At 52.1% G+C, this 2480-nt stretch carries 1 rRNA gene; it reads left to right on the forward strand.

The window, feature by feature from the left end:
- A 23S ribosomal RNA gene (locus tag ACESZP_RS17830) occupies positions 1 to 2480 on the forward strand; the annotation flags it as partial.

The following is a 2480-nucleotide window of genomic DNA, read 5'->3' on the forward strand; positions in this document are numbered from 1 at the left end:
AATTCTAGTAGAATGGTTTTGGGAAAGCCAGCCAGAGAGGGTGAAAGCCCCGTACATGAAAGGAAAGCAGACATGGCGGTATCCAGAGTACCACGAGACACGTGGAACCTTGTGGGAACAAGCGGGGACCACCCCGTAAGCCTAAATACTCCTTAGTGACCGATAGCGCATAGTACTGTGAAGGAAAGGTGAAAAGGACCCCGGGAGGGGAGTGAAAGAGAACCTGAAACCCTGTGTTTACAAGCTGTGGAACCGCTTTATATGCGGAACCGCGTACTTTTTGTAGAACGGTCCGGCGAGTTGCCGGGACTGGCGAGGTTAAGCACTTAAGGTGTGGAGCCGAAGGGAAACCAAGTCTTAATAGGGCGTAAAGTCAGTTCAGGCAGACCCGAAACCGGGTGATCTACCCATGTCCAGGATGAAGTTGCCGTAAAAGGCAATGGAGGTCCGAACGCACATCCGTTGAAAAGGGTGGCGATGAGGTGTGGGTAGGGGAGAAATTCCAATCGAACCCGGAGATAGCTGGTTCTCCTCGAAATAGCTTTAGGGCTAGCCTCGATGGAGTCTAATGGAGGTAGAGCACTGAATTTCCTAGGGGGCGTCAAAGCTTACCGAAGAATATCAAACTCCGAATGCCATATAGATGCTCATCGGGAGTCAGACTACACGAGATAAGTTGGGTAGTCAAAAGGGAAAGAGCCCAGACCTGCAGCTAAGGTCCCAAAGTGCGTGTTAAGTGGAAAAGGATGTGGGATTTCAAAGACAACCAGGATGTTGGCTTAGAAGCAGCCATACATTAAAAGAGTGCGTAATAGCTCACTGGTCGAGAGGTCCTGCGCCGAAAATGTCCGGGGCTAAAACACGACACCGAAGCTCAGGAATGTACCTAGTACATTGGTAGAGGAGCATTTTTAACGAGACGAAGCAGTACCGTAAGGAGCTGTGGATTGTTAAAAAGAGAGAATGCCGGAATGAGTAGCGAGAGGAAGGTGAGAATCCTTCCGGCCGAATATCTAAGGTTTCCAGGGTAAAGCTGATCTGCCCTGGGTAAGTCGGGACCTAAGGCGAGGTCGAAAGACGTAGTCGATGGACAACAGGTTGAGATTCCTGTACTGCTCTGTAACAGAACTGTGGGGACACGTGTGGAGAGTGTGAGCCGGAAATGGAAAGTCCGGTGCAAGCGAGGTAGGAGATGATTTGGCAAATCCGGTCATCAATCCGAAGACGTGACGCGTACCGAAATCAAGTAGGGAAGCACATGAGCCATGCGTCGAGAAAAGCCGCTATTGTTTGCAGAGTACCCGTACCGTAAACCGACACAGGTGGATGAGGAGAGAATCCTAAGGCCGACGGAAGAAGCATTGTTAAGGAACTCGGCAAAATGACCCCGTAACTTCGGGAGAAGGGGTGCCTGCGAGAGCAGGCCGCAGAGAATAGGCTCAAGCAACTGTTTAGCAAAAACACAGGTCTATGCGAAACCGAAAGGTGAGGTATATGGGCTGACGCCTGCCCGGTGCTGGAAGGTTAAGGGGAGATGTTAGCGCAAGCGAAGCATTGAACTTAAGCCCCAGTAAACGGCGGCCGTAACTATAACGGTCCTAAGGTAGCGAAATTCCTTGTCGGGTAAGTTCCGACCCGCACGAAAGGCGTAATGATTTGAGCACTGTCTCGACAATGCATCCGGTGAAATTGAAGTACCAGTGAAGATGCTGGTTACCCGCGCCAGGACGGAAAGACCCCATGGAGCTTTACTCCAGCTTGGTACTGGGATTCGGTATTGCATGTACAGGATAGGTGGGAGGCTGCGAAATGGTGACGCCAGTTGCCATGGAGCCAATGTTGGGATACCACCCTTGCAGTATTGGGTTTCTAACTAGTCACCGTGACCCGGTGATAGGACAATGCCAGGCGGGGAGTTTGACTGGGGCGGTCGCCTCCGAAAGGGTATCGGAGGCGCTCAAAGGTTCCCTCAGAATGGTTGGAAACCATTCGAAGAGTGCAAAGGCAGAAGGGAGCTTGACTGTGACACCGACGGGTGGAGCAGGTACGAAAGTAGGACTTAGTGATCCGGTGGTATTAAGTGGGAATGCCATCGCTCAACGGATAAAAGCTACCCTGGGGATAACAGGCTTATCACTCCCAAGAGTTCACATCGACGGAGTGGTTTGGCACCTCGATGTCGGCTCATCGCATCCTGGGGCTGTAGTAGGTCCCAAGGGTTGGGCTGTTCGCCCATTAAAGCGGTACGCGAGCTGGGTTCAGAACGTCGTGAGACAGTTCGGTCCCTATCCGGCGTGGGCGTAGGATATTTGAGAGGAGCTGTCCTTAGTACGAGAGGACCGGGATGGACTGACCTCTGGTGTATCGGTTGAGCCGCCAGGCTCATGGCCGAGTAGCCAAGTCGGGACGGGATAAACGCTGAAGGCATCTAAGCGTGAAGCCCCCCTCAAGATGAGATATCCCATTCGAAAGAAGTAAGA

The organism is Candidatus Dorea massiliensis AP6, from assembly GCF_964245105.1.
Lineage (GTDB): Bacteria > Bacillota > Clostridia > Lachnospirales > Lachnospiraceae > Laedolimicola > Laedolimicola intestinihominis.